Annotated in this window: 28 protein-coding genes, 1 tRNA gene, 1 pseudogene and 1 riboswitch; of the genes and pseudogenes, 16 read left to right on the top strand and 14 right to left on the bottom strand. The window is 40.3% G+C overall.

All coding sequences use genetic code 11. The annotated features are described in order from the left end of the window. The first annotated feature begins 24 nt into the window (after positions 1–24). Entirely contained in the window at positions 25–1,398 is a 1,374-nt protein-coding gene (gene mnmE / locus O3650_RS06035) for a tRNA uridine-5-carboxymethylaminomethyl(34) synthesis GTPase MnmE (RefSeq protein ID WP_203176536.1), read from the top strand. A 45-nt stretch (positions 1,399–1,443) separates the two neighbouring features. Here mnmE and dapA read toward each other — a convergent pair whose 3' ends face one another. The 4 genes from dapA to O3650_RS06015 form a co-directional block, all read right to left on the bottom strand. Continuing rightward, positions 1,444–2,379: a 4-hydroxy-tetrahydrodipicolinate synthase gene (dapA, locus tag O3650_RS06030; RefSeq protein ID WP_000121606.1), complete on the bottom strand. Its 936-nt coding sequence runs from the start codon at positions 2,377–2,379 to the stop codon at positions 1,444–1,446. A gap of 55 nt (positions 2,380–2,434) precedes the next feature. Beyond that, on the bottom strand, positions 2,435–3,511 hold the full coding sequence (locus O3650_RS06025; protein WP_000542462.1) for an aspartate-semialdehyde dehydrogenase: 1,077 nt from the start codon (positions 3,509–3,511) through the stop codon (positions 2,435–2,437). A 583-nt stretch (positions 3,512–4,094) separates the two neighbouring features. Then, positions 4,095–4,167: transfer RNA gene (locus tag O3650_RS06020), tRNA-Thr, on the bottom strand. Between the two features lie 99 nt (positions 4,168–4,266). Next, on the bottom strand, positions 4,267–4,776 hold the full coding sequence (locus O3650_RS06015) for a QueT transporter family protein (RefSeq protein WP_000737073.1): 510 nt from the start codon (positions 4,774–4,776) through the stop codon (positions 4,267–4,269). After that, a riboswitch (PreQ1 riboswitch) is annotated at positions 4,774–4,870 on the bottom strand. It overlaps the preceding gene by 3 nt. Before the next feature lie 28 nt (positions 4,871–4,898). Between O3650_RS06015 and O3650_RS06010 the strand changes: the two genes are divergently transcribed. Then, on the top strand, positions 4,899–5,330 hold the full coding sequence (locus tag O3650_RS06010) for a GtrA family protein (RefSeq protein ID WP_153192358.1): 432 nt from the start codon (positions 4,899–4,901) through the stop codon (positions 5,328–5,330). An 82-nt stretch (positions 5,331–5,412) separates the two neighbouring features. Next, the gene (gene mscL, locus O3650_RS06005; protein ID WP_049544643.1) at positions 5,413–5,793 is read left to right on the top strand and encodes a large conductance mechanosensitive channel protein MscL; all 381 of its coding nucleotides are present in this window, start codon (positions 5,413–5,415) and stop codon (positions 5,791–5,793) included. Between the two features lie 40 nt (positions 5,794–5,833). Here mscL and hemH read toward each other — a convergent pair whose 3' ends face one another. Further along, positions 5,834–6,928, bottom strand: coding sequence for a ferrochelatase (hemH, locus tag O3650_RS06000; protein WP_203176534.1), 1,095 nt, complete (start codon positions 6,926–6,928; stop codon positions 5,834–5,836). Positions 6,929–7,081: 153 nt separating this feature from the next. On the opposite strand from hemH, the gene pepT reads away from it, so the two are divergent. Then, positions 7,082–8,305, top strand: coding sequence for a peptidase T (gene pepT, locus O3650_RS05995; protein WP_101781851.1), 1,224 nt, complete (start codon positions 7,082–7,084; stop codon positions 8,303–8,305). Between the two features lie 139 nt (positions 8,306–8,444). Here the strand turns inward: pepT and pta are convergent, their stop codons facing one another. The 4 genes from pta to O3650_RS05975 are packed head-to-tail and all read right to left on the bottom strand — an operon-like array spanning position 8,445 to position 11,829. Next, positions 8,445–9,419 carry a phosphate acetyltransferase gene (gene pta, locus O3650_RS05990; RefSeq protein WP_000451580.1) on the bottom strand — a complete coding sequence of 325 codons (975 nt, stop codon included), beginning with the start codon at positions 9,417–9,419 and terminating at the stop codon, positions 8,445–8,447. Positions 9,420–9,462: 43 nt separating this feature from the next. Then, a complete protein-coding gene (locus tag O3650_RS05985) occupies positions 9,463–10,359 on the bottom strand; it encodes an RluA family pseudouridine synthase (RefSeq protein ID WP_203176532.1) in 897 nt (298 codons plus the stop codon). Further along, entirely contained in the window at positions 10,356–11,174 is an 819-nt protein-coding gene (locus tag O3650_RS05980) for an NAD kinase (RefSeq protein WP_203176530.1), read from the bottom strand. Before O3650_RS05980 ends, O3650_RS05985 begins: the two co-directional genes overlap by 4 nt. Next, on the bottom strand, positions 11,158–11,829 hold the full coding sequence (locus tag O3650_RS05975) for a GTP pyrophosphokinase family protein (RefSeq protein ID WP_203176528.1): 672 nt from the start codon (positions 11,827–11,829) through the stop codon (positions 11,158–11,160). Before O3650_RS05975 ends, O3650_RS05980 begins: the two co-directional genes overlap by 17 nt. Positions 11,830–11,956: 127 nt before the next feature. Here O3650_RS05975 and O3650_RS05970 point away from each other — a divergent pair, with 127 nt between their 5' ends. The 7 genes from O3650_RS05970 to O3650_RS05940 all read left to right on the top strand — a co-directional run bounded on the left by O3650_RS05970 (position 11,957) and on the right by O3650_RS05940 (position 16,728). After that, complete coding sequence (locus O3650_RS05970) at positions 11,957–12,526, top strand: CYTH domain-containing protein (protein ID WP_203176526.1); 570 nt, start codon at positions 11,957–11,959, stop codon at positions 12,524–12,526. 111 nt (positions 12,527–12,637) lie between these two features. After that, complete coding sequence (locus O3650_RS05965; protein WP_001283823.1) at positions 12,638–13,597, top strand: ribose-phosphate diphosphokinase; 960 nt, start codon at positions 12,638–12,640, stop codon at positions 13,595–13,597. A gap of 9 nt (positions 13,598–13,606) precedes the next feature. Beyond that, on the top strand, positions 13,607–14,722 hold the full coding sequence (locus O3650_RS05960; protein WP_371491802.1) for a cysteine desulfurase family protein: 1,116 nt from the start codon (positions 13,607–13,609) through the stop codon (positions 14,720–14,722). Positions 14,723–14,726: 4 nt separating this feature from the next. Next, entirely contained in the window at positions 14,727–15,074 is a 348-nt protein-coding gene (locus O3650_RS05955) for a DUF1831 domain-containing protein (RefSeq protein ID WP_000863540.1), read from the top strand. 7 nt (positions 15,075–15,081) lie between these two features. Next, complete coding sequence (locus tag O3650_RS05950; protein WP_061759713.1) at positions 15,082–15,297, top strand: DUF4649 family protein; 216 nt, start codon at positions 15,082–15,084, stop codon at positions 15,295–15,297. Positions 15,298–15,379: 82 nt separating this feature from the next. Then, complete coding sequence (locus tag O3650_RS05945; protein WP_049535633.1) at positions 15,380–16,021, top strand: redox-sensing transcriptional repressor Rex; 642 nt, start codon at positions 15,380–15,382, stop codon at positions 16,019–16,021. Positions 16,022–16,038: 17 nt separating this feature from the next. Then, complete coding sequence (locus O3650_RS05940) at positions 16,039–16,728, top strand: gamma-glutamyl-gamma-aminobutyrate hydrolase family protein (RefSeq protein WP_020900935.1); 690 nt, start codon at positions 16,039–16,041, stop codon at positions 16,726–16,728. Here O3650_RS05940 and radC read toward each other — a convergent pair. The 3 genes from radC to O3650_RS05925 form a co-directional block, all read right to left on the bottom strand. Beyond that, positions 16,725–17,405 (bottom strand): DNA repair protein RadC, encoded by a 681-nt coding sequence (gene radC / locus O3650_RS05935; RefSeq protein ID WP_371491801.1) that lies wholly within the window; start codon positions 17,403–17,405, stop codon positions 16,725–16,727. The two genes, O3650_RS05940 and radC, sit on opposite strands and share 4 nt — an antisense overlap. A gap of 42 nt (positions 17,406–17,447) precedes the next feature. After that, on the bottom strand, positions 17,448–19,739 hold the full coding sequence (gene pcrA, locus O3650_RS05930; protein ID WP_371491800.1) for a DNA helicase PcrA: 2,292 nt from the start codon (positions 19,737–19,739) through the stop codon (positions 17,448–17,450). 360 nt (positions 19,740–20,099) lie between these two features. Next, positions 20,100–21,770: a formate--tetrahydrofolate ligase gene (locus tag O3650_RS05925; protein ID WP_153192383.1), complete on the bottom strand. Its 1,671-nt coding sequence runs from the start codon at positions 21,768–21,770 to the stop codon at positions 20,100–20,102. A 226-nt stretch (positions 21,771–21,996) separates the two neighbouring features. Here O3650_RS05925 and coaB point away from each other — a divergent pair, with 226 nt between their 5' ends. The 5 genes from coaB (at position 21,997) to O3650_RS05900 (ending at position 25,028) form a co-directional block, all read left to right on the top strand. After that, entirely contained in the window at positions 21,997–22,686 is a 690-nt protein-coding gene (gene coaB, locus O3650_RS05920) for a phosphopantothenate--cysteine ligase (protein ID WP_084947094.1), read from the top strand. Between the two features lie 11 nt (positions 22,687–22,697). Further along, the gene (gene coaC, locus O3650_RS05915; protein WP_070482656.1) at positions 22,698–23,249 is read left to right on the top strand and encodes a phosphopantothenoylcysteine decarboxylase; all 552 of its coding nucleotides are present in this window, start codon (positions 22,698–22,700) and stop codon (positions 23,247–23,249) included. Further along, positions 23,233–23,796, top strand: a complete 564-nt coding sequence (locus O3650_RS05910; RefSeq protein WP_000747412.1) for an ECF transporter S component — start codon at positions 23,233–23,235, stop codon at positions 23,794–23,796. Before coaC ends, O3650_RS05910 begins: the two co-directional genes overlap by 17 nt. A gap of 177 nt (positions 23,797–23,973) precedes the next feature. After that, entirely contained in the window at positions 23,974–24,501 is a 528-nt protein-coding gene (locus O3650_RS05905; RefSeq protein WP_049500798.1) for an ECF transporter S component, read from the top strand. 11 nt (positions 24,502–24,512) lie between these two features. Continuing rightward, positions 24,513–25,028 carry a transcription repressor NadR gene (locus O3650_RS05900; protein ID WP_020902811.1) on the top strand — a complete coding sequence of 172 codons (516 nt, stop codon included), beginning with the start codon at positions 24,513–24,515 and terminating at the stop codon, positions 25,026–25,028. Here O3650_RS05900 and O3650_RS05895 read toward each other — a convergent pair. Together O3650_RS05895 and O3650_RS05890 are read right to left on the bottom strand one after the other, a co-directional pair. Next, positions 25,025–25,165, bottom strand: a pseudogene (locus O3650_RS05895) (NUDIX hydrolase); the annotation flags it as partial. The gene O3650_RS05900 and the pseudogene O3650_RS05895 sit on opposite strands and share 4 nt — an antisense overlap. A 77-nt stretch (positions 25,166–25,242) precedes the next feature. After that, positions 25,243–26,208: a substrate-binding domain-containing protein gene (locus tag O3650_RS05890; protein WP_000789621.1), complete on the bottom strand. Its 966-nt coding sequence runs from the start codon at positions 26,206–26,208 to the stop codon at positions 25,243–25,245. Between the last annotated feature and the right edge of the window lie 8 nt (positions 26,209–26,216).

The raw sequence follows: 26,216 nt of genomic DNA, 5'->3' as shown, positions 1-26,216 counted from the left end.
GAGCTATTTATTAAAGGAAACATTATGATTACACGTGAATTTGATACCATCGTTGCTATCTCTACTCCACTAGGTGAAGGGGCTATTGGTATTGTCCGCCTGAGCGGAACAGAAAGTTTTGCTATTGCGCAAAAGATTTTTAAAGGAAAAGACTTGAGTAAGGTTGCTAGCCATACTCTTAACTACGGTCACATTGTTGACCCTCAGACAGGGAAGGTCATGGACGAGGTTATGGTTGGGGCTATGAAGTCTCCCAAGACCTTTACTCGTGAGGATATTATCGAGATTAACACCCACGGTGGGATTGCGGTGACCAATGAAATTCTCCAACTAGCTATCCGTGAAGGAGCTCGGTTGGCAGAACCTGGTGAATTTACCAAACGTGCCTTTCTAAACGGTCGTGTGGATTTGACACAGGCCGAGGCAGTGATGGATATCATCCGCGCCAAGACTGACAAGGCCATGAACATTGCGGTCAAACAACTCGATGGTTCCCTTTCTAACCTCATTAACAATACCCGCCAAGAAATCCTCAATACACTTGCCCAAGTTGAAGTCAATATCGACTATCCTGAGTATGACGATGTTGAGGAAGCCACTACTGCTGTTGTCCGTGAAAAGACAATGGAGTTTGAACAATTACTAACTAATCTCCTTAGAACAGCCCGTCGCGGTAAAATCCTTCGTGAAGGAATTTCAACAGCCATCATCGGACGTCCAAACGTTGGGAAATCCAGCCTCCTCAACAACCTCTTGCGTGAGGATAAGGCTATCGTTACAGACATTGCTGGTACTACTCGAGATGTCATCGAAGAATACGTCAACATCAATGGTGTTCCTCTCAAATTGATTGATACAGCTGGTATCCGTGAAACGGATGACATCGTGGAACAAATAGGTGTTGAGCGTTCGAAAAAAGCCCTCAAGGAAGCCGACTTGGTTCTACTGGTGCTAAATGCCAGTGAACCACTGACTGCTCAAGACAGACAACTTCTTGAAATTAGTCAGGATACTAACCGTATTATTCTACTTAATAAAACAGACCTGCCTGAAGCGATTGAAATTTCGGAACTACCTGAAGACGTTATTCGTATTTCAGTCCTTAAAAACCAAAACATCGATAAGATTGAAGAGAAAATCAACAACCTCTTCTTTGAGAATGCCGGTTTTGTTGAGCAAGATGCTACCTACTTGTCAAATGCCCGTCACATTTCCCTGATTGAAAAAGCAGTTGAAAGCCTACAGGCTGTTAACGAAGGTCTTGAACTAGGTATGCCAGTTGACTTACTTCAAGTTGATTTGACTCGTACTTGGGAAATCCTCGGAGAAATCACTGGGGATGCTGCTCCTGATGAACTCATCACCCAACTCTTTAGCCAATTCTGCTTAGGAAAATAAGAAAAATCCATGATCGTTCTTGCGGTCATGGATTTTATTGTCTTATTAGTAATCTGGTCTTAAGACACCTGTTACGGTTGCTTTAGTTGCTTCGTAGTCGCCATCTACAACAACCTTGATAATGCGTTTTGCATCTTCTTCTGGTGCTGGAACTAGAGGTAATCGAGTTGGACCAGCTTCAAATCCCATATAGTTGAGAACGGCCTTGACAGGAGCAGGACTTGGATATGAGAAGAGGGCATTAACCTTAGGAATGAATTTACGTTGAATAGCTGCGGCTTTCTTCATATCGCTTTCTGCAATGGCAGTAAACATCTCGTGCATTTCATCCCCATTTGTATGTGATGCAACAGAAATAACCCCATCCGCACCAAGGTTCATAGCATGGAAAGCATCTCCATCCTCACCTGTATAAATCAAGAACTCTTCTGGCTTGTGCTCAATCAAGTAAGCCATATTAGCCAAACTCGTACATTCTTTGACACCAATGATATTTGGATGGTCAGCCAAACGAAGCATGGTTTCTGGAGTTAACTCGACAACCACACGACCTGGAATATTATAGATAATAATTGGTAAGTCAGAAGCATCTGCAATGGCTTTAAAGTGCTGATACATCCCTTCTTGAGAAGGCTTGTTGTAATAAGGCACAATAGCAAGCCCAGCAGCAAAACCACCAAACTCTGCTACTTCTTTGACAAACTCAATCGAGTCACGCGTATCATTGGTACCTACACCCGCAATCAAAGGAACGCGTCCATTGACAATCTTTTGTACAGCCGCAAACAGCTCCAACTCCTCATCGTGGGTCAAAGTTGGACTCTCAGCAGTGGTCCCTGCGAGAAGAATTCCGTCTGTATGATGCGCCAACAAATGCTCAATCAAGGCTGGAATGGCATCAAAGTTGATGGAACCATCCTCGTGGAAGGGGGTAATAAAGGCTGTGATGATTTTACACTCTTTTAAATCTTGATAAGACATGAAAACACCTCTCTATTTCAAAGAAGGAGTTCATCTGAACTCCTAAACGATATGACTATTTTAATTCAAATTTCAATTCAGCTGTTGGACGAACCAAGCCACGTTCGTGCAAAGTTTCAGCAATCTGAACTGAGTTCCAAGCAGCACCTTTGAGAAGGTTATCTGAAACAACCCACATGTGGATTCCTTTTTCAGCATCCAAGTCTTTACGGATACGACCAACAAAGGTATCACGTGAACCCACTGCATTGATAGCTTGAGGATAAATTTGATGAGCTACATCATCCTCAAGAACAGCACCTGGGAAGGCTGCGATAGCTGCTTTCACTTCTTCAATTGGAGCCACTTCTTTTGTTTCGATATAAACAGACTCAGAGTGAGCTGACAAGACTGGAATGCGCACACATGTTGCAGACACTGCGATACTATCATCTTCCATGATTTTCTTAGTTTCCTTGGTCATTTTCATCTCTTCGTAAGTGTAATCATTGTCAGTGAAAACATCAATTTGTGGAAGAGCGTTAAAGGCGATAGGATAGTGTTTCTTGTCACCACCTGAAGGCAAGATTTCAGCATGTAAATCACGTGGTTTCACTCCATCGTTCAAGACTTCACGAAGTTCACGTTGTGTCTCAAGAATTGCTCCCATACCAGCACCTGAAACTGCTTGGTAAGTTGAAACAATGATACGGTCCAATCCCCATTTTTGGCGAACTGGCTCAAGAGCTACCATCATTTGGATTGTTGAACAGTTAGGGCAGGCAATAATACCGTTGTGAGCATCAAGTGCGTGAGCATTGACCTCTGGTACAACCAAAGGAACATCTGGATTTTGACGGAAGTAGGATGTATTATCTACTACTACCGCTCCAGCTTTAACTGCGTATGGTGCATACTTAGCTGATGTAGAACCACCTGCTGAAAAGAGAGCAATATCAACTCCCTCAAAAGCTGTTTCAGTTGTTTCTTCAATCGTAATATCTTGATCTTTAAATTTTAAAGTCTTGCCTGCTGAACGTGCAGAAGCAAGTAAACGAATTTTATCGATTGGAAGTGTTGATTCTTCCAACATTTTTATCATCTGAGCTCCGACAGCACCTGTCGCGCCGACTACAGCAACTGTATATCCCATAAATAACCTCTTTCGGAATTTTCTAAAAATTTCTATAATAGATGTATTATACTACTTTTTCCATGAATTGCAAAGCTTTTTCATCATTTTTTGGAAAATAAAAATCCCCAGTCGCTAGACCAGGGACTAAGAGGCATCTTCATGTGATGAGCAGGTTCACACAACTCATCAAGGTCCGCTCCTGCGTTATGACCTCCTTATGCTCAATAGTAGTCCGAAGACTACCTATCGACTCATCGCATCTACTATTCTACTAAAGAGAATGACTTTTGTCAACAAACGAAACTCTTTATACTCTTCGAAAATCTCTTCAAACTTCGTCAGCGTCGCCTTACCGTATATATGTGACTGACTTCGTCAGTCTTATCTACAACCTCAAAAACATGTTTTGAGCTGACTTCGTCAGTTCTATCTACAACCCCAAAGCAGTGCTTTGAGCAACCTGCGGCTAGCTTCCTAGTTTGCTCTTTGATTTTCATTGAGTATTAGTTTTATTTACACAGCTGAATAGAAATATCTTTGAAACTTTTGATGCAGACATAACAAAAAACCTTGTAAATCAAGGGTTTTTCTGTATATTTAATGCTAATTGCCGGGATTGAACCGGCGACCTCATCCTTACCATGGATGCGCTCTGCCAACTGAGCTAAATCAGCTTACTTAAAAAGTATACTACAGTTAGAAAATCTTGTCAAGTTTCCTTAGAAATTTTCCATAAGAAAAAGCCAGGTAAGAGTCACCCAGCTTGTCTTCTTCTATTTGCTTAAATCGATTCGACGACCAATTTTACCGATAATAATCGCTCCAATAATCAATGAGGCAAATTCACCAACTCCTGTTGTAAACCAAGTAAGGAAAAATGGTAATTGCGCTACAATATTCAACTCGGCAGCGATAGTAAACATGGAAATTGAAAAGAGGATTGAAAAGAAGAAATGATCTTTTCGAATTAATCCATTAAAGAGGTAATCTTTGCTGTATTTTGCAAAAAGCCAAACACCTAGACTGAGGAATACTAGGGTTGATCCACCACCAACAAAGACATCTAGCAGTCCGAAGCTAAAGAAATTAGCAATCATACAACCGATGGTAACTCCGATGATGTACTTAGGATTGTAAAAAGCCATAAAGTTCATCATTTCTGAAATACGGAACTGATAAGCACCATAGCTGATGGCATTTAGAGGCGGTGTGACAGTCAAAACGACATAAATAGCAGCAACGATTGCAATGTCTGCAACATCACGAATAGTTAATTTTTTCATCTTTTCTCCTTTAGCGGTTGCTCGCGTGTAATATGCTTGGTGAAAGAAGCTAAGCACCAAGGGTTGCTTTATTCAACCTTACTAGTATAGCACAATAGCCTGCTTTATGCTATACTTAAACCATGAAAATTCCTATTCAAAAATTTTTTAACAATGAAATCTTAGCCTATCTCTTCTTTGGCCTTGCAACAACTCTAGTTTCGATTCTCTCACGATTAGTCATTTATCAACTAAGTCATCAGGAACTTCTTGCTACGACCTTGGCAAATATAATTGGTATCCTCTTTGCCTTTATCACAAATGATAGGATTGTATTTAAGCAAGCTAGGCAGAATTGGCCAAGCCGTTTAGTGAAATTTTCTCTTGCCCGCCTTTCTACTTTTCTGTTAGACTTGCTCCTTACTTTTCTATTTGTAACCCAGTTTCCCCACATCATAGGTCAATTCGTAAATGAAAAACTTGACAAAATCAATGCAATCGAAACAGTTCTTGCACAATTATTGATAATTATCCTTAATTACATTTTTAGCAAGGTTTTTATTTTTAAAAAATAAAATTTCTGAGCATATATCTTGTAAGCTTTTCTTAATTAATATATAATGAATTATAAACTTTTTTTGAAAGGAAATTATGAAAATGTTAAAAGATCTTAAAGCATTTTTGCTTCGTGGTAATGTTGTAGACCTTGCTGTCGGTGTGATCATTGCCTCTGCTTTTGGTGCAATCGTTACATCACTTGTTAACGATATCATCACTCCACTTATTTTGAATCCAGCCTTGGAAGCTGCGAAAGTACAAAACATCGCTGAGCTTGCTTGGAATGGTGTTACATATGGTAAATTCTTGAGCGCTGTTATCAACTTCCTAGTTATCGGTACTGTTCTCTTCTTTGTTATCAAAGGTATCGAAAAAGCTCAAAGCCTTACTAAGAAAGAAGAAGCTGCTGAGGAAGCTCCAGCTGCTCCAACTGAGTTGGAAGTACTTCAAGAAATCAAAGCCCTTCTTGAGAAAAAATAATCGATTAAAAGGATCTAGCGCAAAGCTAAATCCTTTTTCTTTACTCTTTCGGCAACTTACCTGCTTTCTCTAGCATTTTCTTAATCAAATAAGGCATCTTAACATTTTCACGACCTTTTTTCTCAATCAGTTTTTTCACAAATTCTGGCATTTGTAAATCTTGAGATTCGGCCAAAATGTTTTTCGTCTCGTCTGAAGGAACTAACTCATCAAAGGTCTCTTCTTCTGGGAGAAATTCCTTAAACTCTTGATGTTCATTGGCTCTGACGGTATTGACCAAGGCATCAATCAAACGAGAATCTGTATTTGGCATTGGTGGACGATGGTAGTTTACACCAAATTCCTGACATAAGTCATAACATTCCACATCATTGTCAAACAAGACTTCAATATGCTCGCTAATGAAGCTGATAGGAACAAAAATATAATGGTCTGGATGTTCTTTCTGTTCTCTGAGATACTCTAAAACATCTGGCTTAATCCATGGAATCCCGATATCACTTTCACTCTGCCAAGTGTTAGTATATTGCTCTGAACTCAAGCCTAGTTTTTCAGCAACTAGCTTGCTATTTTCAAAAATTTGATCGATATAAGGATCACCAAAATCCAAGGCAAAAATGGGCACACTATGAGCTGAAAAGATGACTCTAAAGCTATCCTGCTTTACTTCTTCTTTTAAAATCTTACCAATTTCATCTGCCCAATAGTTTAAGAGCGCTTCTTCCTGATACCAGTCCTTAATGACCAAAAATTGAATTTGTTTGCTTTCTAAAAATTTTTCATAGCCCATGACAGAGTAGAAAGAATAATGGGGCTCCAAAATCAAGCAAATACACTGTTCAATGCCGTCTGCTTCCATCTGACCGATTACATCTGGAATAAAGGGACTGGAAAACTTATTGGCAAAATAGACACTGTACTCATTCCCAAGCCTAGCTTCTACCAAGGCAACCTCTTCTCGGGTAATTTTTTGCAGAGGCGTACCTCCAATTCGTACATAATTATCATAGAGTGTTTGAATTTCATGGTCTTGAGGTCTCACTCCACGACGAATATTTGTGAAAAAATCAGCCACACCTTCAAAGGTAATCTCTTCTGGCGAACCGAAAGTCATCATTAAAATTGCTTTTTTCATAACTGCTTCCTTGTGATATTTTTATCAAGTTTATTTTATCATTTATCCATTAATAAGTAAACGCCAACATAGCGAATTTCCCTAACTTCTGTCTTTTGTTTTTCTCTTCTTTCTATGATACAATGGAAAAAATGAATTCAAAAGGAGTTTTTTATGACTTATCCAAATCTCTTGGACCGCTTCTTAACCTACGTTAAGGTCAACACGCGCTCTGATGAACACTCTACTACTACTCCAAGTACGCAGAGTCAGGTTGACTTCGCAACCGATGTTCTTATTCCTGAAATGAAACGTGTTGGACTGCAAAACGTCTACTACCTTCCAAATGGTTTTGCAATTGGGACCTTGCCAGCCAATGATCCATCTTTAACACGAAAAATTGGCTTCATCTCCCACATGGATACTGCTGACTTTAATGCCGAAGGAGTCAATCCACAGGTAATTGAAAACTACGATGGTGGTGTGATTAAACTAGGAAATTCTGGTTTCAAACTCGATCCAGCTGACTTTAAGAGTCTTGAGAAATATCCAGGACAAACGCTCATCACAACAGATGGAACAACCTTGCTAGGTGCTGATGATAAGTCTGGTATTGCTGAAATTATGACTGCTATTGAATATCTGACTGCCCACCCTGAAATAAAACACTGTGAGATTCGTGTTGGTTTTGGTCCAGATGAGGAAATTGGTGTTGGTGCTAATCAATTTGATGCAGATGATTTTGATGTGGACTTTGCCTACACAGTTGATGGTGGGCCATTAGGTGAGCTTCAGTACGAAACCTTTTCAGCAGCGGGTGCTGAATTGCATTTCCAAGGACGTAATGTCCACCCTGGTACTGCCAAAGGTCAGATGGTCAACGCCCTTCAGCTAGCAATTGATTTTCACAATCAACTTCCAGAGAATGACAGACCAGAGTTAACTGAAGGTTACCAAGGTTTTTACCATCTAATGGATGTGACAGGTAGTGTCGAGGAGGCGCATGCAAGCTACATCATTCGTGATTTTGAAAAAAATGCCTTTGAAGCGCGTAAAGCAGCTATGCAGTCTATCGCTGATAAGATGAATCAAGAACTTGGTAGCGACCGTGTCACCCTAAACTTGACAGACCAGTACTACAATATGAAAGAAGTCATTGAAAAAGATATGACTCCAATTACCATTGCCAAAGCCGTTATGGAAGATCTGGGTATCACTCCTATAATCGAACCAATCCGTGGAGGGACAGACGGCTCTAAGATTTCCTTTATGGGAATCCCAACTCCTAATATCTTTGCGGGAGGAGAAAATATGCACGGACGTTTTGAATACGTTAGCCTTCAGACTATGGAACGTGCAGTTGATACCATCATTGGTATCGTAGCTTATAAAGACTAAAATAGGCTGGGCAAAAACTCAATTTTAAGAGAAAATGAAGTAAATCTTCACACAATAAAACGCATAGTATCAAGGTTTTCAGCTCCTGATACTGTGCGTTTTTTGATTATAAATGCGAATTATTTAGTAGCACTTCTCTCTATTGATGAACTGCTTGGGCCGCTGTGATAAGGGTCAACTTGTAAACATCATCAGCATTACATCCACGAGAAAGGTCGTTAACTGGCTTGTTCAAACCTTGTAAAACAGGTCCAACAGCCGCAAAACCACCAAGACGTTCTGCCATCTTGTAGCCGATATTTCCTGCCTCGATACCTGGGAAGATGAAGACATTTGCTTGACCAGCTACCGTACTTCCAGGAGCTTTCAGAGCTGCAGTTTCTGGAACAAAGGCTGCATCAAATTGCAATTCCCCATCGATTTCAAGGTCGGGTCGCAAGTCGTGAGCAATTTTAGTTGCTTCAACAACCTTATCAACACTTTCACCAAAACCTGAACCCTTAGTAGAATAGCTTAGCATAGCAATTTTAGGCTCGATTCCAAACATCTTAGCTGTGATAGCTGAGTTGATGGCAATTTCAGCCAAGGCTTCTGCATCAGGATTGATATTGATAGCACAATCTCCAAAGAGGTAACGTTCCGTACCACGAACCATGAGGAAGGCACCTGAAGTACGAGTCACATTTGGACGAGTTTTAATGATTTGTAGGGCTGGGCGAACTGTTGAAGCAGTTGAGTGAATCGCTCCTGACACCATTCCATCAACCAAGCCCAAGTAAACCAACATAACACCAAAATAGTTGACATCTTCAACCAAAACCTTGCGTGCATCTTCTTCAGACATTTTGCCCTTGCGACGCTCTACCAAGGCAGCAACCATTTCTTCAAATTGAGGATAATGTTGAGGGTCGATGACCTCATAACCGTCCATGATCCCTTCAATTTCAAGATAAATTTTAATTTTTTCAGGATTTCCAAGCAAAACAGGAATCACTTCTGTTTCTTTTACCAAGCGTTTAGTCGCTTGAAGAATACGTGGTTCTTCCCCTTCAGGGAGAACGATACGAGCATTTTTACCAACCAAGTTGGCTTTGAGACTTTCAAAAACTTCCATGAGTTTTCTCCTTTAAGATAATAATTATACTCTGAAACTGTTTTTATAGAGTATTAGTTGATAACTGGGTAATAAGGTTGCTAAAATCATCCGGCAAGGGACTTTCTAACTGCAAGTCTTGCTCTAAAAATGGATGATAAAAGGATAGGTAATGGCAATGCAGGGCCTGACGTTGAATGCCGTCATCCAGACTACCTCCGTACAAGTCATCGCCCAACAAAGGAAAACCAATATGAGAAAAATGGACTCGGATTTGGTGGGTTCGACCAGTGTGCAGGCGAATGTCGACCAAGTGAATATTTCCATAGGAAGCGACAATCTTATATGATGTATGGGCGTACTTTCCACCTTTAGCTACATGTCTAGTAATAATAGAGTCTTCATCACGCGCAATAGGAGCAATAATTTCCCCCTCTGCTTCCAAGTGTCCATCACCTTTAACCAAAGCAAAGTATCGTTTATCAATGAACTTCTTCTGCAACTGCTTGTCTAGTCGTGCATGGGCATAGCCGTGCTTAGCAAAGAGCATCAAGCCAGAAGTATCTCTATCAAGCCTGGTCACAATGTGAACCTGCTGATTTTCATAGTTTTGCTTGACATAGTAACCCTTGATAAAATTGGCAATGGTATTGGAGTGGTTGACACTAGGAATAGAAGCCACTCCATAGGGTTTATTCAAGACTAGAAAATGGTCATCCTCATAGAGAATATCCAGTGGGCGCTCGATTGCTTCTAGAGTTTCAAAGCCTTCCTCAGCGGGAATGTCAATGGTAACACGGTCTCCAAGATCCAATAGATAGGTTGCATTTTGCGGTTGGTCATTGACTAGAATAGCTCCACCTCGAAACTTAATCTTGGCCAGAAGCCCCTTAGAAACCTCATGCTTTTTCAAAAAGGTCTTAACCTTGACATGCTCATCTGCGATAAATTCAAACCTCATTCGTCCACCTCGCCAATAAAAGCATCCTTAACGCGATTCCAGAAACTGGTATGGCTAGGTGATGCGACAAAGTGAATCTTATGATGGTCGATTTGATACTCAATTCGCTCAATATTGCGGAAGGAATACACGCTATTGTCAACCGAAATAGTATGGTAATCGTTTCTCGTCGGGATAAGTTCAATCTTATCCTTCTTAGGAACAATAATGGACGAACCTAGCGTACGATAAACACGATTGTTAAGACTGGCAATTTCCGTCAACTGAAGAGCTTCAATGGTAGGGTGCAAAACAGCTCCACCAAGCGACTTGTTATAGGCTGTACTACCAGTCGGGGTCGAAACTGTCACCCCGTCTCCACGAAAACGTTCAAAGGGAACTCCATTAATCACAATATCTGCTACCATGGTTCGATCCGACCTGCGGATACTAGCTTCATTTAGTGCTCTGAAAATCTTGACCTCTCCATTTCCAAGAAAAACCTTCACATTTAGAACAGGGTAAGAGACTCTTGCTCCAGTGTCTAGCTGCAAATTAGTCACTAGCTTATCCAACTCAAAATCACGGTAGTCCGTATAGAAGCCCAAATGTCCAGTGTGAACACCAATGAAGCGGACCTTGTCAAGCTGGTTTTCGTACTTATGAAAGGCCGACAAGAGCATGCCATCCCCACCAATGGAAATGACAATGTCCGGATTGGTATCATTGAGTATAAACTGATTTCTCTTCAAACGATCTCGCAATTCATACAAAACCCTTTGACTTTGCGATTTTCTATTAGCTATCAGATCAATTCGTTTACCTGTATTCTTCATCTGTATCGTCACTGTTTCCTACACCATCATTTAATTTTCTACTCAAAGGATCAAAAAGAGCCTGGGCTTCCTGGATATCATCTCGAATTTTACCCATTTCTTCATCCAACTGATGGGCAATTTTGGCAGTAATTTCCAGTCGCTTCTTAATCTCCTCTGGGAAATCCCCTTGGTACTTGTAGTTGAGAGAATGTTCTATCGTTGCCCAGAAATTCATGGCCAAGGTACGTATTTGAATTTCTGCCAAAATAGTCTTGGCTCCACTGATGGTGTCAACCATATATTCTACTACCACGTGATAGGAACGATAGCCTGATGCTTTTCGATGAGTAATGTAATCTCGCTCCTGTATGATTCGCATGTCCTGACGTTTGCGCAAAATTTCCACTACTTCCTTGACGTCATCTACAAACTGAACCATCACACGCAAACCAGCAATATCTTGCAAATCGTGTTCCAAGGTCGCATAAGTAATGCCACGCCGAACCATTTTTTCCTTGATGCTCTCAATTGGCTTAACTCGACCAGTCACAAACTCAATCGGAGAATGCTTATTTTGTTTACGATATTGCTTACGAATACCACGCAGTTTAATCTTTAACTCACCAACAGCTTGAATGTAAGGATCTAGAAATTCTTCCCATTCTAAGGTCATATATTCTCCCTTGTTCTCATATTATCCTTCAAAAATATCTTTGATTTTTTCTCCAGATTTATATACAATAAATACAAAGCTATTATATCATAAATCCGCTTTCAACGATAAAGAAAAGGTAAGAAAAATGAAACATTTAGAAATTGAATTGAAAACACTCTTGAAAAAAGATGAATACAATCGTCTAAAGAACCAGTTCACAGACGTCACTCCTGTTCTTCAAAAAAATTACTACATAGACACGCCTGATTTTGAACTGCGAGAAAAGAAAGTTGCTATGCGCATTCGAACCTTTGAAAACTGGGCAGAATTGACACTCAAAGTCCCACAAAGTGTCGGAAACATGGAATACAATCAAAAATTGCAACTAAAAGATGCTGAAAACTATCTGAGCAAGAAAAAACTTCCTCAAGGGCTAGTACTGGATGAATTGGCGAAACATGGTATTAAAACTAGTGAATGGCAGATCCTTGGTTGTCTAACGACACTTCGCTATGAAATGCAAACAGCTATTGGTCTCATGGCGCTGGATGAAAGTCAGTACTTTGATATTACAGATTACGAATTAGAGCTTGAAGTTGAAAATCACGAGCAAGGGAAACAGGATTTCCAGCAATTTTTAGAGGAAAATCAGATTTCCTACCAAAAAGCTCCCTCAAAATTGGTTCGATTTGTCAAAAGCATGAAAAATAGCTGAAATAATCTCTATTTTTTGGTAAAATAGAAAAGATAAAATACAAAAATCCCAGTTCATATAGGCTAGGCAGATATGGCTAGGATTTAAAAAGTTTACAGAGGACGGTCTATAATGTCAGATAGAAAAAACATGAAACTTTTCGCACTCAACTCTAACCAAGAGATTGCACAGAAAATTGCTCAAGCTGTTGGTGTCCCACTTGGAAAACTATCATCACGTCAATTTTCAGATGGAGAAATCCAAGTGAATATCGAAGAAAGTGTCCGTGGTTATGATGTTTACATCATCCAATCAACAAGTTTCCCTGTTAACAACCACCTAATGGAATTGTTGATCATGGTCGACGCTTGTGTGCGCGCAAGTGCCCACAGCATCAACGTTGTTCTTCCATATTTTGGCTATGCACGTCAAGACCGCATTGCTTCACCTCGTGAGCCACTTACAGCTAAACTAGTTGCTAATATGCTGGTTAAGGCTGGAGTTGACCGTGTCCTTACCCTTGATTTGCATGCTGTTCAGGTGCAAGGCTTCTTTGATATTCCTGTTGACAACCTCTATACAGTTCCTCTATTTGCAAAACATTACTGCGATAAGGGCCTACTCGGTTCAGATGTTGTCGTGGTTAGCCCTAAAAATTCAGGTGTGAAACGTGCTCGTAGCTTGGCTGAGTATCTTGATGCTCCTATCGCCATTATCGACTACCCTCAAGACGATGCAACTCGTAACGAAGGTTATATTATTGGTGATGTTGAAGGTAAGAAAGCCATCTTGATTGATGATATTCTTAATACAGGACGTACCTTCTCTGAAGCTGCTAAAATCGTTGAACGTGAAGGAGCTACAGAAATTTATGCTGTTTCTAGCCACGGTCTCTTCGTCGAAGGAGCTGCTGAACTTCTTGACAATACTAATATTAAAGAAATTCTTGTGACTGATTCAGTAGCAACAAAAGAAAAAACTCCTAAAAACGTATGCTACATCACTGCTAGTGAGTTAATTGGTGATGCCATCGTCCGTATCCACGAAAGAAAACCAGTCAGCCCACTCTTTGCCTACAACAAAAAGAAATAAGGTGATTATTTGATTTATTTGGACAATGCTGCAACGACTCCCATGTCAGCAGTTGCTATTTCAGCTATGACCAAGGTTATGCAAGAAACCCATGGCAATCCATCTAGCATTCATGGTCATGGTCGTCAAGCTGGCAAACTCTTGAGAGAAGCCCGTCAGGAACTAGCCCAGTTACTGGGGACAAAACCTCAACATATCTTTTTCACTTCTGGTGGGACTGAAGGAAACAATACTGCCATCATTGGCTACTGCCTTCGTCACCAAGAACAAGGAAAACATATCATCACAACTGCCATTGAGCACCATGCCGTCCTTGAAACCATTGATTACTTGGTTCAAAACTTTGGGTTTGAAGCAACCATTATTCAGCCAGAAAATCAAGAAATCGCAGCCCAGCAAATTCAAAAGGCTTTACGTGACGATACGATTTTGGTTTCTACCATGTTTGCCAATAATGAGACAGGAAACCTACTGCCCATTGCTGAAATTGGCCAAATACTCAAGCAACACCCTGCTGCCTATCATGTTGATGCAGTTCAGGCTATTGGAAAAATCCCTATTCATCCAGAAGAATTGGGCATTGATTTTCTCACTGCTTCTGCCCATAAATTTCATGGTCCTAAGGGAATCGGCTTTCTCTACGCATCTAGCATGGACTTTGATTCCTATCTCCATGGTGGAGACCAAGAACAGAAAAAACGTGCAGGTACTGAAAATCTAGCTGCCATCGTAGGCATGGTTGCAGCCCTAAAAGAAGATTTAGAAAAGCAAGAAGAACATTTCCAACATGTACAAAATCTAGAAACTGCCTTTCTTGCGGAGCTTGAGGGAGTTCAGTATTACCTGAATAGAGGACAACATCAGCTTCCTTATGTTCTCAATATTGGATTTCCTGGTCAGAAAAACGACCTTTTACTCCTCCGTCTAGATTTAGCTGGAATTTCAATCTCTACTGGCTCGGCTTGTACTGCAGGTATTGTCCAATCCAGCCATGTTCTTGAAGCCATGTACGGAGACAATTCAGAACGCTTGAAGGAATCCGTTCGTATCAGTCTCTCACCACAAAATACTGTTCAAGAACTACAAATCCTCGCAAAAACCTTAAAAGAAATTATCGGAGGTTAGCCATATGGCATTTGAAAAAACCATTCAATTAAAAAATTGTCGTTACGACTACACTCTTAGCCCTTCTGTTAAAAAATTCACCCTCAAAGACAACACCTTTTTTGAGACTAAGGTTGGTAACTATGAATTGACGCGCCTTTTGGAAAAAGTGCCAAACAGCGGTGAAGGCTTCCAACTCAAAATCATTATCAATAAAGAGCTAACAGGGGCTAAAATCAATATCACTGACAAGTTTGGTCTCCGTCTGGTTGATATTTTCAAATCAGAAGACCACCACATTCATCAGGAAAAATTCTATTTCCTCATGGATAGTTTGGTAGAACGTGGTGTCTTTACAAAATCTGAAAGATAGGTCCTATATGTTTAAACTGACCTATAAAGACAGCTATCATGTAGAGCGTACTCTCAAGTATGAAGATTATGAGGCTCTCATGCTGGCTTTGTCAGGATGTGTGACCCTACCAGATACACTTTATGTGACTTCTTTGACTTTTGAGGGACAGGAAGTTTACCAAGGACTGGTCGGAGACCTCTACCGTTTTCTATCACATGCAGATTTTTTACATCAAAACTAAGATTTTTCTTAGTTTTTTCTTATTTTTGTTGATTTTTTCACAATGTTTCTATAAAATAGAAGAATAGAAAGGTTGTGATTTTGTGAAAGATAAACAGTCCGCTATTCCAAAAGCTACAGCAAAAAGACTCTCCCTCTACTATCGAATTTTTAAGAGATTTCATGCAGAAAAGATTGAACGTGCCAACTCTAAACAAATTGCAGAGGCCATCGGTATTGATTCTGCGACCGTACGTCGGGATTTTTCCTATTTTGGTGAACTTGGTCGTCGTGGTTTTGGCTATGATGTCAAAAAACTGATGACATTTTTTGCCGATTTGCTCAATGATAACTCTATTACCAATGTCATGCTGGTTGGTATTGGAAATATGGGGCATGCCCTGCTACACTACCGCTTCCACGAGCGTAACAAGATGAAAATCATCATGGCCTTTGACCTAGATGAGCATCCTGAAGTCGGTACGCAAACTCCTGATGGAATTCCTATTTACGGGATTTCTCAAATCAAAGAAAAAATCAAGGATGCTGATGTTAAGACTGCTATCCTGACCGTTCCCAGCGTTAAGTCACAAGAGGTCGCTAATCTCTTGGTTGATGCTGGCGTGAAAGGAATTCTCAGTTTTTCACCAGTTCATCTTCATTTACCAAAAGACGTGGTCGTTCAATATGTCGATTTGACAAGTGAACTCCAAACCCTCCTCTACTTCATGCGAAAAGAGGATTAGAAAGCGAAAATCATTTTATGAAAAAACCAGTTATTGGGATCACAGGAAACGAAAAAACTCATCCAGATGATAACATCATGATGAGCTACGTAGCAAAAGGCTTTGTTGAAGGCGTTAAAGACGCTGGAGGGATTCCCATCATCCTACCGATTGGTGATCAAGAAATGGCCTGCCACTATATCAGTATGATTGACAAGCTCATCTTAACAGGTGGGCAAAATGTTGATCCAAAATTCTATGGCGAACCGAAAACCATTGATAGCGATGACTATCACCTTCAAAGAGATATCTTCGAACTGGCCCTCATTAAGGAAGCTATCAAACAGAAAAAGCCAATTTTCTCCATCTGTCGTGGTACTCAACTCTTTAACGTTGCTATGGGTGGCACTCTGTATCAAGATATCGAAGACCACTGGCAGGATTCTTCTGCTGAGTACACAACCCAACGCTTGGTGACAGAACCAGATACTGTTCTTCGAGAAATCTATGGAGAAATTTCCCATATCAACTCCTTCCACCACCAGAGTATAAAAGATTTAGCACCAAATTTAAAGATTGCGGCTCATGATCCTAAAGATGGTATCATTGAAGCTGTCATAAGTACGGATAATGTTCCCTTTCTCGGTGTCCAATGGCACCCAGAATTTCTATTTGAAAATCGCCCCAAAGATAAAAAACTCTTTGACTATGTTGTTAATGAACTTTAGATTAAATCCGTCTTTTCACGATAACTAAAGTAATTAGAATGTGAGACAATCAAATGGTCCAAGAGGACAATACCCATCAGGTCGCAGGCTTCTTTGACAAGTTTAGTAACATGATCATCATTTCGACTAGGTGCTACCGCTCCTGAAGGATGATTGTGGACCAAGATAAGTGAAGTCGCCATATGCTTTATTGCATAGTGAAGAATCTCTCGCGGTTCAGCGATACTACGAGTTGCAGAACCGATAAAAATGGTCTGTTGATGAATGATTTGATTTTGAGTATTGAGATAGAGCGCCACCAGGTGCTCTTGTTTTTTATGTCCCAACTCCTGTTGCATCTTCTTGGCTAACTTTTGACTGCTGAGAATACTTTCCATTTCAAGGGTCTCGTGTTTGTGGATACGATGCCCCAGTTCAATCATAGCTTGCAATTCTATAGCCTTAACTCGCCCGATGCCAGACAGACTCTGCAATTCCTGCAGGGTCATTTTTTTTAAATCCGTTAGGCTTGAAAGATTGCTCAAGACTTTCTGGGCAATTTCAAAAACACTAGCCTGACGTGTTCCTGTCCTGAGTAAAATAGCTAGCAACTCTTGATTACTGAGCACTTCTACTCCTTCTTGGGCCAGTCTTTCTCTTGGCAATAGTGAATCTTCTTGGAATGAAATACTGTACATAAAAATCCTCCTCACTTTATTATTCGTGAGAAGGATGAAAAATTAGATTTTTTTCTCAATTGGGGCTACACTAGCTAAAAGTTTTTTCAAACCTACCTCTGGGAAATTGATTTTTAATTCCTGAGTAGCTCCGTTACCTGAAACTTCCAGAACAGTTCCCTCTCCCCACTTCTTGTGGAGAGCAATATCACCAATAGACCAATTTGTCTCGCTAGAAGCTGATTTTGCTCCAGCTGTAAATGGACCAAATGGAAGACCGCTTGACTGGATAGATTTTGGGGCAGCACTGCGTTTACGGTCTTGAAGAGCTTGCGCAAGACTCATACCTTGACCGAAGGCAAGGCCACCACTGCTATATGATGCCTTAAAGCTTGTATTTGCTGGACGAGCCAGACCTTGATACTCAAGTAAGTCTGAGCTGATTTCGTTAATAAAACGAGTCGGACGGTTGTAGTTGGTACGACCAAAAAGCAGGCGCGAGTTGGCATTGGTCAGATAGAGAATTTTCTCTGCACGCGTAATTCCTACATAGGCCAGACGGCGTTCTTCTTCCAATTCATCTGGATCTTCAGCTGCACGACTAAGTGGAAAGACATTTTCTTCCATCCCAATCAAAAAGACAACTGGAAACTCGAGACCTTTGGCAGCATGCAGGGTCATCAAGGTCACTTCTGATGTTTCCTGACTTCCTGAATCTGTATCCGCAATCAAGGCCAAGTCATTTAAGAAACGACTCAGTTTATCCAGACCAGTTTCCTCTTCTGGACCATCAGAGGTATCATCAAAGTTTTTCGTCACAGAAAGGAACTCTTCGATATTTTCAACCCGAGCCTTACTTTCCAGAGTTGCTTGAGCATTAAGAATATCAATGTAACCTGTTTTTTCTAGAACTGCTTCAACCAACTCAGTAATGCTTAACTGGTCCAGTTGCTCCCGCAAATCCAGAATCATATTGGCAAAATCCCAGATAGACTGGGCTGCTTTTCCTTTGATGCCAGACAACATGATGTTTGCTGAAGCATCTATCATAGACACATTTTGCATATTTGCAAAATCACGGATTTTCTCAACAGTGCCTGGCCCAATTCCACGTTTAGGCTCGTTGATAATACGCTCAAAACTAATATTGTCACTCAAATTGGCAATGAGGTTAAGGTAAGCGATAATATCTCGGATTTCCTTACGGCTGTAGAACTTGGTCCCACCAACCATTGTATATGGAATATTGGACTTGAGCAGGGCTTCCTCAATAGTACGAGACTGGGCGTTAGTCCGATAGAGAACTGCAAAATCCTTGTGAAGAAAGTTTTGACTGCGACCAAGATCATCGATGGTTTTGGCTACAAATACAGCCTCATCTAGCTCATCATTGGCACGATAGTAAACGATTTGCTCCCCATCAGCATTTTGAGTCCAGAGATTCTTAGGACGGCGGTTTTTATTGTTTTTAATGACCTCGTTGGCCGCTTGAAGAATGGTTTTAGTGGAACGGTAATTCTCCTCCAACAAAACAACCTTGGCTTGAGGATAATCCTTTTCAAAATCCAAGATATTCTGCATATCAGCACCACGCCAACCGTAGATAGATTGGTCCGCATCCCCAACCACACAGATATTTTTAAAACGGGAAGCCAAGAGTTTGACTAGTTGGTACTGGGCATGGTTGGTATCTTGGTACTCATCAACGTGGATGTATTGAAATTTCTGCTGGTAATAAGTCAAAACATCAGGATTTTGATCAAAAAGGCGCAAGGTCAACATAATCAAATCATCAAAGTCAACCGACTCAGACTGACGAAGCTCTTTTTGATAAGCCGTGTAACACTGGGACACGATTTGCGTATACATATCTCCAGCTTGGGCAGCATAAACCACATCATCAATCAAATCATTCTTAGCATTGGAGATGGTTCCCAAAATAGTTCGTTCATTCCATTTTTTAGGATCCAAGTTCAACTGCTTGAGAATGCGTTTCATGAGAGTTCGCTGTTCACCAGGATCCACAATAGTGAAATTGCGGTTGTAGCCAATATGATCCGCATCACGACGCAAAATACGCACACACATGGAGTGGAAGGTCGCAATCAGACAGTCCTGAGTGGCTGGATTAAGGTTATAAGCACGCTCTTTCATCTCACGCGCAGCCTTATTGGTAAAGGTAATGGCCAAGATATTCCAAGGATTGACTAGCTTTTCGTCAATCAAATAAGCGATACGGTGGGTCAAAACACGGGTCTTGCCAGAACCAGCCCCTGCCATAATTAACAGGGGACCCTCTGTCGTTTGCACCGCCTCAGCCTGACGGTCGTTCATTCCATTTAATAATGCGTTCATCTTCTCTTCCTTACTCTTGAAGTCAATATTTCTATTATATCAGAAATCAGGGAAAATATCTTTACCTAGACTGGTTACGTCTAGAAGGCAACTCCTTATATCTAGATAAAAAAATGAGCTTGGATTACAATTTCCAAACTCATTTATTACTCAATGAAAATCGAAGTGCAAACTAGGAAGCTAGCCGCAGGTTGCTCAAAGCACTGCTTTGAGGTTGTAGACAAGACTGACGAAGTCAGCTCAAAACACTGTTTTGAGGTTGCAGATAGAACTGACGAAGTCAGTAACCATACATACGGCAAGGTGAAGCTGACGTGGTTTGAAGAGATTTTCGAAGAGTATAAAGTCAATTTCAATATACTAGAACAAACCTAATACTGTTCCGTCACTTTCAACATCCATGTTGAGAGCAGCTGGTCGTTTTGGAAGGCCTGGCATGGTCATAACATCGCCAGTTAGAGCAACGATAAAGCCTGCCCCTAATTTTGGTACTAATTCACGAATGGTAATTTCAAAGTTTTCAGGTGCTCCAAGTGCATTTGGATTGTCTGAGAAACTGTACTGAGTCTTAGCCATACAGATTGGCAATTTGTCCCATCCGTTTTGAACAATTTGAGCGATTTGTGTTTGAGCTTTCTTCTCAAAGTTTACTTTGCTACCACGGTAGATTTCAGTAACAATCTTTTCAATCTTTTCTTGAACAGAAAGGTCATTGTCATACAAACGTTTATAGTTAGCTGGAGTTTCAGCAATAGTCTTGACAACCGTTTCAGCAAGTGCTACTCCACCTTCTGCACCATCAGCCCAGACACTTGCCAACTCAACTGGTACATCGATTGAGGCACAAAGTTCTTTCAAGGCTACAATTTCAGCTTCTGTATCAGAGACAAATTCGTTAATAGCCACAACTGCTGGAATACCAAACTTACGGATATTTTCAACGTGGCGTTTCAAGTTTGCAAAACCTGCACGAACCGCCTCCACATTTTCCTCTGTAAGAGCGTCTTTAGCCACACCACCATTCATCTTAAGGGCACGAAGAGTTGCGACAATAACTACTGCATCTGGAGAAGTTGGCAAGTTTGGTGTCTTGATATCAAGGAATTTCTCAGCACCAAGGTCCGCACCAAAACCAGCTTCAGTGACTGTATAATCAGCCAAGTGAAGGGCTGTTGTAGTTGCCAAGACTGAATTACATCCATGAGCAATATTGGCAAATGGACCACCGTGCACAAAGGCAGGTGTACCGTAAATTGTCTGAACCAGGTTCGGTTTAATAGCATCCTTCAAAATCAAAGCTAAGGCACCTTCAACCTGCAAATCACCTACAGAAACTGGTGTACGGTCGTAACGATAACCAATAACAATATTAGCCAAACGGCGTTTCAAGTCCTCGATGTCCGTAGCCAAGCAAAGAATCGCCATGATTTCGGAAGCGACGGTAATGTCAAAGCCATCCTCACGAGGAATACCGTTTAGAGGGCCACCAAGTCCTACGGTCACGTGACGAAGTGCTCGGTCGTTCAAGTCCACTACACGTTTCCAGAGAATACGACGTTGGTCAATTCCCAACTCATTTCCTTGGTGTAAGTGGTTGTCAATCAAGGCAGAAAGAGCATTGTTAGCAGTTGTAATGGCATGCATATCCCCAGTAAAGTGAAGGTTGATGTCTTCCATTGGTAGAACTTGGGCATAACCACCACCAGCAGCACCACCCTTAATCCCCATTACTGGACCAAGAGATGGTTCGCGGATAGCAATCATTGTTTTCTTGCCAATCTTGTTCAAGGCATCCGCCAGACCAATGGTAATAGTTGATTTTCCTTCACCTGCAGGTGTTGGGTTGATGGCAGTAACCAAAATCAATTTTCCAACTGGATTGCTCTCAACTGCACGAATTTTATCAAAGCTGAGCTTAGCCTTGTACTTTCCATACAACTCCAAATCATCGTAAGAAATACCAAGTTTCTCTACAACATCAACGATTGGTTTTAACTCAATACTCTGTGCGATTTCAATATCTGTTTTCATTCAAAACTCCTCTAACCTCTTATATGATAATTCATTATAACACAAAACAAGATTTTTAACATCCTTAAACTCTCCAAACGTTCGTAAATATCCCTTATTTTTAAGGTTTTTAGAGTCCTTTCTTAAATTTTATATGGCTTTATAGTTTGAAACTATATTCTTTCCTTTTACCAAAAATTTATCACTTTCATTTTACTTACCGTTTATTTTTGTGTACAATAGTGCTATGAAAATTTTAGTTACATCGGGCGGTACCAGTGAAGCTATCGATAGCGTCCGCTCTATCACTAACCATTCTACAGGTCGCCTGGGCAAAATCATCACAGAAACTTTGCTTGCTGCAGGGCATGAAGTTTGTTTAATTACTACAAAACGAGCTTTGAAGCCAGAAGCCCATCCCAACCTAAATATTCGAGAAATTAACAATACCAAGGACCTTCTACTAGAAATGCAAGAACGTGTTCAGGATTATCAGATCTTGATTCACTCAATGGCCGTATCCGACTACACTCCTGTTTATATGACGGGGCTGGAAGAAGTCCAATCTAGCTCCAATCTAGAAGAATTTTTAAGCAAGCAGAATCATCAGGCTAAGATTTCTTCAACTGACGAGGTTCAGGTTTTGTTCCTAAAAAAGACACCCAAAATCATCTCTCTAGTCAAGGAATGGAATCCTGCTATTCATCTGATTGGTTTCAAACTGCTGGTTGATGTTACCGAAGATCATCTGGTTGACATTGCTAGAAAAAGTCTTATCAAGAACCAAGCAGACTTGATTATCGCAAATGATCTGACTCAAATCTCAGCGAACCAGCATCGTGCAATCTTTGTTGAGAAAGATAATCTTCAAACGGTTAACACTAAAGAAGAAATTGCAAAACTCCTCCTTGAAAAAATTCAAAACTATCATTCTTAGAAAGGAAAGCTATGGCAAACATTCTCTTGGCTGTAACGGGCTCAATCGCCTCTTACAAGTCGGCAGATTTAGTCAGTTCTCTAAAAAAACAAGGCCATCAAGTTACTGTTTTAATGACTCAGGCTGCTACAGAGTTTATCCAACCTTTGACACTACAGGTACTCTCACAGAATCCTGTCCACTTGGATGTCATGAAGGACCCCTATCCTGATAAAGTCAATCATATCGAGCTTGGAAAAGAAACGGATTTATTCATCATAGTCCCTGCAACAGCTAACACTATTGCAAAACTAGCCCACGGCTTTGCGGATAACATGGTAACCAGTACAGCTCTAGCCCTGCCCAGTCATATTCCTAAACTAATAGCTCCTGCTATGAATACAAAAATGTATGACCATCCAGCAACTCAGGCTAATCTGAAAACATTAGAAAGCTACGGCTATCAGCTGATTGCTCCTAATGAATCCCTACTAGCTTGTGGCGATCATGGACGAGGAGCTTTAGCCGACCTCACAATTATTTTAGAAAGAATAAAGGAAACTCTCGATGAAAAAACGCTCTAATATTGCACCCATTGCTATCTTTTTTGCAACCATGCTCGTGATACACTTTCTGAGCTCACTTATCTTTAACCTTTTTCCATTCCCAATCAAACCGACCATCGTTCATATTCCTGTCATTATTGCCAGTATTATTTACGGTCCACGCGTTGGGGTTACACTTGGATTTTTGATGGGGCTACTTAGCTTGACAGTTAATACGATTACGATTCTACCGACAAGCTACCTCTTCTCACCATTCGTCCCAAACGGTAACATTTACTCAGCTATCATTGCCATCGTCCCACGTATTTTGATTGGTTTGACTCCGTATCTAGTTTATAAACTGATGAAAAATAAAACTGGTCTTATTTTAGCTGGTGCCCTTGGTTCACTTACCAATACAGTCTTTGTACTTGGTGGAATTTTCTACCTTTTTGGAAATGTCTTTGATGGTAATATCCAAAAACTCCTAGCAACTGTTATCTCAACAAATTCGATTGCTGAATTAGTTATTTCCGCAGTTCTAACCCTAGCCATTGTTCCAAGACTACAGACTTTGAAAAAATAAAAACAATCTCCACTTTCATACTTGAAGGTGGAGATTTCGCTCTGTATAGTTTTGATTTTTAGTAAAATATCTACAAGTCTTTAACTGAAAAATGACCTATAAACCTAAGTAAATCCTTGCTTTATTGTCTTGTTTGGTGTACTATACTAGTGTATATACAGTTAAAAGGAGATTCTTATGAACACACGGAAAAAGACACAATTTATGACAATGACTGCCCTCTTAACGGCTATTGCAATTTTGATTCCAATTGTTATGCCTTTTAAGATTGTCATTCCACCTGCTTCCTATACTTTAGGAAGCCACATCGCTATTTTTATCGCCATGTTCTTATCGCCCTTGATGGCTGTTTTTGTCATCTTAGCCTCTAGTTTTGGATTTTTGATGGCTGGCTATCCCATGGTGATCGTTTTTCGAGCTTTTTCCCATATCTTTTTTGGGACTTTGGGGGCTCTTTACCTACAAAAATTCCCCGATACCCTAGATAAACCAAAATCTTCCTGGGTTTTCAACTTTGTGTTAGCGCTTGTCCATGCTCTTGCTGAAGTATTAGCTTGTGTCGTTTTTTATGCAACTTCGGGTACCAATGTAGAAAATATGTTTTATGTTCTATTTATACTAGTTGGATTTGGCACAATTATCCATAGTATGGTAGACTATACATTAGCACTAGCTGTCTATAAAGTGCTTCGAAAACGCCGTTAAAAGGAAAAGCTATGACAAAAGATCGCAAACAAGCCCTGCTCCAACTCTTGAAAGAAACTCCTAAAGCCCTCAATGGCCAAAGTTTAGCTGAACATTTTCATGTTACACGCCAGGTCATTGTACAGGACATTGCAATTTTAAGAGCCGATGGCGCTCCTATCCTATCCACCAATCGTGGCTACGTCTATAAGCAAATTGAAACCAACCCTTATGTTCACAAACTTTTCAAGGTGAAACATGAAGTTGAAGAAATCGGTCAAGAACTCCTTGCTATCGTTGATAATGGTGGACGTGTTCAAAATACCTTGATTGACCATCCCGTTTATGGAGAAATCGAAACCTTGCTGAAACTGTCTTGTCGCCGAGACGTGCAACATTTTCTAGAACAAGTCGAGCATTCAGATTTTAGACCTCTGTCTGAATTGACAGATGGCATCCATTACCACCTAGTCGAAGCTGAAACACAGCAAGACCTCCGCTATATCGAGGAGGCCTTGGATCAGCTAGGTTATTTAGTAAAAGACTAGAAGATTTTCTTCTCCCATCCATCTTCTATACGATGACGGTAGAAAAATTCAGATTTGTCCGGAGCTTCCATCATCTCCATCAAAGGTAGCATATCATAGGCCAGATCCAAGTTTGGAATCTGGTCTTTTTGAATCCAATAGCTCAAATAGTAACAATGATATTTAAAAACCACATTGAATGAAAATTAACAACTACTTGCTTACTAAAAATATATCACCAGTTATGTTGATCAACATTATCCTTAGTCACAAGATAAATTGGAGAAACTGTTTCTTTTTCCAGTTTTTTCCCTTGATAATGATCTATTGCTGATTGAATAGCAATTTCACCCATCTTAGCTGGTTGCTGAGCAATAGTGGCAGTAATATCACCTTTTGCAATAGCATCATGTGCATCTGGTTGACCATCAATACCAACAATTAATACATTGCTAAGACCAGCTGCTTTTACTGCTTGTGCAGCTCCTAACGCCATCTCATCATTCTGTGCAAAGATTGCTTGCACTTCTTTGTTTCCTTGAATCATATTTTGCGCTGTATTCAAAGCTTTTGCGCGGTCAAAATTAGCGGATTGACTAGAAAGAACATCTAAATTTGTCTTTGAAATTTGTTCAAATCCTTTACCTCTATCTACAGTTGCAGAAGCGCCAGGGACTCCTGATAATTCAAAAGTTTTTGCTTTTTCTCCCAATTGCTTGGTAATAAATTCTGCAGCCATTTTACCTGCTTCTACGTTATCAGAAGCAACAGTTGTCAAGACTTCACCTCCATTACTACCGCGGTCAATTAAGATTACCGGAATATTTGCATTATTAGCAGCTTTAATAGATGTAACAATTGCATCAGAATCAACTGGATTAATTAGTAAAGCATCAACATTTTGACTAATAAAATTTTGAATATCATCTGCTTGTCTAGCAGCATCATCTTGTGCATCTGCTATCTTCAAAGTTACTTCTTTTTCTCTTGCGGCTTTTTCAAGACCATCTTTCATAGCTACAAAATAGGGATTGTTAGTAGTCGAAATAGAAACTCCTAATTTTAATTCTTTTGCCGACTTTTGAATCGTAGATTTATTATCATTTGATGAATTTCCTAAACCAGTTTTTCCACAAGCTACTAAAGCAAAAATAAATGTTACAAACAAAGCAAAAATGCTAATTTTTTTAATATTTTTCATGTTATTAC

It is taken from the genome of Streptococcus sp. 20925_1_24, from assembly GCF_041432335.1.
Taxonomy (GTDB): Bacteria; Bacillota; Bacilli; order Lactobacillales; family Streptococcaceae; genus Streptococcus; species Streptococcus mitis_BM.
This window is presented reverse-complemented; position numbering and strand designations above follow the sequence as displayed.

Excerpts from the sequence above, each read along its gene's own strand:
- mnmE (WP_203176536.1), top strand. The coding sequence starts at position 25 with ATGATTACACGTGAATTTGATACCATCGTTGCTATCTCTACTCCACTA.
- dapA (WP_000121606.1), bottom strand. The coding sequence starts at position 2,379 with ATGTCTTATCAAGATTTAAAAGAGTGTAAAATCATCACAGCCTTTATT.
- O3650_RS06025 (WP_000542462.1), bottom strand. The coding sequence starts at position 3,511 with ATGGGATATACAGTTGCTGTAGTCGGCGCGACAGGTGCTGTCGGAGCT.
- O3650_RS06015 (WP_000737073.1), bottom strand. The coding sequence starts at position 4,776 with ATGAAAAAATTAACTATTCGTGATGTTGCAGACATTGCAATCGTTGCT.
- O3650_RS06010 (WP_153192358.1), top strand. The coding sequence starts at position 4,899 with ATGAAAATTCCTATTCAAAAATTTTTTAACAATGAAATCTTAGCCTAT.
- mscL (WP_049544643.1), top strand. The coding sequence starts at position 5,413 with ATGTTAAAAGATCTTAAAGCATTTTTGCTTCGTGGTAATGTTGTAGAC.
- hemH (WP_203176534.1), bottom strand. The coding sequence starts at position 6,928 with ATGAAAAAAGCAATTTTAATGATGACTTTCGGTTCGCCAGAAGAGATT.
- pepT (WP_101781851.1), top strand. The coding sequence starts at position 7,082 with ATGACTTATCCAAATCTCTTGGACCGCTTCTTAACCTACGTTAAGGTC.
- pta (WP_000451580.1), bottom strand. The coding sequence starts at position 9,419 with ATGGAAGTTTTTGAAAGTCTCAAAGCCAACTTGGTTGGTAAAAATGCT.
- O3650_RS05985 (WP_203176532.1), bottom strand. The coding sequence starts at position 10,359 with ATGAGGTTTGAATTTATCGCAGATGAGCATGTCAAGGTTAAGACCTTT.
- O3650_RS05980 (WP_203176530.1), bottom strand. The coding sequence starts at position 11,174 with ATGAAGAATACAGGTAAACGAATTGATCTGATAGCTAATAGAAAATCG.
- O3650_RS05975 (WP_203176528.1), bottom strand. The coding sequence starts at position 11,829 with ATGACCTTAGAATGGGAAGAATTTCTAGATCCTTACATTCAAGCTGTT.
- O3650_RS05970 (WP_203176526.1), top strand. The coding sequence starts at position 11,957 with ATGAAACATTTAGAAATTGAATTGAAAACACTCTTGAAAAAAGATGAA.
- O3650_RS05965 (WP_001283823.1), top strand. The coding sequence starts at position 12,638 with ATGTCAGATAGAAAAAACATGAAACTTTTCGCACTCAACTCTAACCAA.
- O3650_RS05955 (WP_000863540.1), top strand. The coding sequence starts at position 14,727 with ATGGCATTTGAAAAAACCATTCAATTAAAAAATTGTCGTTACGACTAC.
- O3650_RS05950 (WP_061759713.1), top strand. The coding sequence starts at position 15,082 with ATGTTTAAACTGACCTATAAAGACAGCTATCATGTAGAGCGTACTCTC.
- O3650_RS05940 (WP_020900935.1), top strand. The coding sequence starts at position 16,039 with ATGAAAAAACCAGTTATTGGGATCACAGGAAACGAAAAAACTCATCCA.
- radC (WP_371491801.1), bottom strand. The coding sequence starts at position 17,405 with ATGTACAGTATTTCATTCCAAGAAGATTCACTATTGCCAAGAGAAAGA.
- pcrA (WP_371491800.1), bottom strand. The coding sequence starts at position 19,739 with ATGAACGCATTATTAAATGGAATGAACGACCGTCAGGCTGAGGCGGTG.
- O3650_RS05925 (WP_153192383.1), bottom strand. The coding sequence starts at position 21,770 with ATGAAAACAGATATTGAAATCGCACAGAGTATTGAGTTAAAACCAATC.
- coaB (WP_084947094.1), top strand. The coding sequence starts at position 21,997 with ATGAAAATTTTAGTTACATCGGGCGGTACCAGTGAAGCTATCGATAGC.
- coaC (WP_070482656.1), top strand. The coding sequence starts at position 22,698 with ATGGCAAACATTCTCTTGGCTGTAACGGGCTCAATCGCCTCTTACAAG.
- O3650_RS05910 (WP_000747412.1), top strand. The coding sequence starts at position 23,233 with ATGAAAAAACGCTCTAATATTGCACCCATTGCTATCTTTTTTGCAACC.
- O3650_RS05905 (WP_049500798.1), top strand. The coding sequence starts at position 23,974 with ATGAACACACGGAAAAAGACACAATTTATGACAATGACTGCCCTCTTA.
- O3650_RS05900 (WP_020902811.1), top strand. The coding sequence starts at position 24,513 with ATGACAAAAGATCGCAAACAAGCCCTGCTCCAACTCTTGAAAGAAACT.
- O3650_RS05890 (WP_000789621.1), bottom strand. The coding sequence starts at position 26,208 with ATGAAAAATATTAAAAAAATTAGCATTTTTGCTTTGTTTGTAACATTT.